The sequence below is a fragment of the Devosia sp. genome (genome assembly GCF_040509215.1).
Classification (GTDB): Bacteria; Pseudomonadota; Alphaproteobacteria; order Rhizobiales; family Devosiaceae; genus Devosia.
Window position 1 is genome coordinate 1 of record NZ_JBEVLL010000228.1, and the last position, 2,853, is coordinate 2,853.

Genomic DNA, 2,853 nt, shown 5'->3' on the forward strand with positions numbered 1-2,853 from the left:
CCGCACGCCGGCATCTGCGGACATGTTTGCCACGGCAAGTTCCCTAGCAGCCGAGGAAGTGCAACACGCCCATGGCCCACACAATTCTCCTGGCGCTCGCGCCGATTTTCTTCGTGATGGCCCTTGGATATGGCGCCGGACGATTGCACCTCGTCGAGAACCATCACGTCGACGGCCTTAATGCGCTTGTGATGAACTTCGCCTTGCCGGCGTCGCTATTTGCGGCAACAGCATCGGCTCCGCGCGACGAAATGCTCGCACAGGGACCGCTCTTCGCGATCTCGAGTGCAGTCATGCTCGCGGTGTTCTTTGCCTGGTATTATACTCAAGTGCTTGCTTCCGGCACGAGCAAAGCGGACGCGTCGCTTCAGGCATTAACGATCGCCTTTCCGAATCTCGCCGGCGTGGGTCTGCCGATACTGGCGGACGTCCTCGGGCCCGCCGGAACGGTGCCGCTGGCGATCGTATTGGCTGCCGGATCTATCGTCATCAGCCCGCTGTCGCTGATACTCGTCGAATTGAGTCTTCAGAAGAAAGAGACGGGGGCCGCATCGAAAGGCCGGATACTTTCGGCGTTGGGGCATGCGCTCACAAAGCCGGTTGTTCTCGCGCCAACGCTTGGAATTCTGTTTTCGCTTTGCGAGTTGAAGACGGGCCGGGTCGCCGATGCCTGCCTCACTTTGATCGGTCAGGCGGCGCCGGGCGTGGCGCTCTTTTTGACGGGCTTGGTCTTATCGGCCCAAGCGTTTCGACTTGACGGGAAAGTCGTTGCTGCGACCGTTGCGGGCAACATCGTTCGGCCTCTGCTGACGGCCGCGATCGTGTTCGTCCTGCCGGTGTCGGCGGAGACGGCCAAGGTCGCCATCCTGCTGGCTGCCGTGCCTTCTGGATTCTTCGGAATTTTGTTCGCGGTGAACTATCGCCTCGACTCTGCCGCCGCGGGTTCGATGGTCATCGCCAGTACCGTCTTGAGCATCGTGACGATGGCCATCGCGATTGTCGTGCTCTTTCCGCACTGAGACGCGAACGTCCGATAATACTTTTAGAATTGGTGCGCGATCACGGGCTTGAACCGTGGATCAGTCGGGACACGGCTGCCCTGCCGCTCCCCACATGGCGACGTCTTTCACGTGCTCCTCGAAACTTCCTGGCGGCGTCGAGCGCCCGGCCCCTGGGTGCCAGCCCCGAGGGATGAAGCCGTTCATCGATTCATCATGCCTCAAGTGTTCAATCAGCCCAACGGCGTCGCGGCCCCCGTTGCGCTTTGGATCCCTGAGCTGAGCACAAATTTCCGCACCGCTTTTGCCGATCCAGATGAACTCCACTGGCGCGAGCTGCCAGTCGATACCGGCGTGCGGGGGCGATGGCGCGGCGTCATTGGGCAGCTTAGAGGTTACGTGGCAGGTCGAGCAGGCTAGAGCCTCCGCTCCAATGCGGCTTTCGCCACCGTGAATATTCATCCCATGGATGCGAGACTTGCTCTCACCTGCAGGCGTCCATATCGGGATCGCCTTGGCATCAACATGGCAATTTGCGCAACGCGGATGTGTGACCACGGCCTCGATGCGCTTCCACGCTTTAAGGCCGTCAGCGCGGCTTACACTTCCAGCCGGCAGAGCGTCCTTGTTCGTTTCACCTTCGGCAAAGACATATCCCGTGAGCGCGGCCATAGTTGAGGTGGCCAAGACCATAGCGACCCAAGTTCTTTTCATAGCCGGCCCTCATACGAAGTCGATGAACTTGTTGAACGGCATCTCACGGATGCGCTTCCCGGTGGCGGCGAAGATGGCATTTGCAAGTGCAGGTGCGGCTGGCGGAACGGGCGGTTCTCCAATGCCTCTGACTTTCGGACCGTTCTCGAGGCCTCGTACCTTGATGACGGGACACTGATAGATCCTCAACGCCTCGTGATGATTGTAATTGGTCTGCTGCACGGCACCTTTTGCGTACGTGAGTTCGCAATTGATAGCGTGGCCCAATCCCCAGACGACCCCACCTTGAACTTGGTTTTCGAAGTTGACCGGGTCGACGACCTTGCCCACTTCGGCTGCAATCCAAACGTTGTCGATTTTGACGCCGCGATCGGTTAAGGACACTTCGACAACTTCTGCGGTGGCCGTCCCAAACGACTCGACGAACGCCACTCCCCTGCCTTTGCCGTTCCCGAGCGGACCCTTCCATTCCGACATCTCAGCGACGGCTTCCAATACCTTGCGGTGTGTGGGAACCGTGCACATCTCGATGCGCGCGTGGAGCGGATCGAGCCCGGCCTCATGTATGAGTTCATCGATGAAGCTCTCGGTGAAGAAGCCCGCTGTGGAGGCTCCTACCGATCGCCACGTGGTACAAGGTGATAGCCCCTTGGCTTCGTAGGTCGTCGCGCGAAAATTCGGGATGTCGTAGTACACGTTCCACAGGCCGGCAGCTAATTGCGCGTCCGGATCCTTCGACGGTATGAGGCTACGCTCCAGCAAGCCGTTCAATGGAGCTGTCGACGCCAATTTCAGATCGGCAGTTATAATCTTGTTTTTGTCGACACTCCCTCTGTGTCGGGCGATCGCAATCTGCCGTGGGATATCTTGCCTGAAATCCTCTTCCCGCGAGAAGACGAGTTTCACGGGCGTTCCGCGCATTTGGCTGGCGATTTCGGCCAGGACCCGCACATTCTCGTACTCAAGTCGGTGCCCGAAGCTGCCTCCGGTCCATTGATTGTGAAAAATCACCTGCCCAGGTTTTATGCCGATAGCATTCGCGGCAACATTCTGGACCAATTGCGGGCTCTGGTGACCAATCCATAATTCCAGTTTGTCATCTTTCAAAAGACCGATGCCGTTGAGCGGCTCGAGGGGCTGA

The 2,853-nt window shown here is 58.8% G+C and carries 3 protein-coding genes; 1 reads left to right on the forward strand and 2 read right to left on the reverse strand.

The features are described from left to right. Nucleotides 1-71: 71 nt before the first annotated feature. Nucleotides 72-1,019: an AEC family transporter gene (locus ABW043_RS12650; protein WP_353921566.1), complete on the forward strand. Its 948-nt coding sequence runs from the start codon at nt 72-74 to the stop codon at nt 1,017-1,019. 60 nt (nt 1,020-1,079) lie between these two features. On the opposite strand, the gene ABW043_RS12655 is transcribed toward ABW043_RS12650, so the two are convergent. Further along, nucleotides 1,080-1,670: a hypothetical protein gene (locus tag ABW043_RS12655; protein ID WP_353921567.1), complete on the reverse strand. Its 591-nt coding sequence runs from the start codon at nt 1,668-1,670 to the stop codon at nt 1,080-1,082. A 51-nt stretch (nt 1,671-1,721) separates the two neighbouring features. Beyond that, nucleotides 1,722-2,853: molybdopterin cofactor-binding domain-containing protein (locus tag ABW043_RS12660; protein WP_353921568.1), on the reverse strand; the 1,132-nt coding region annotated here is incomplete at its 5' end.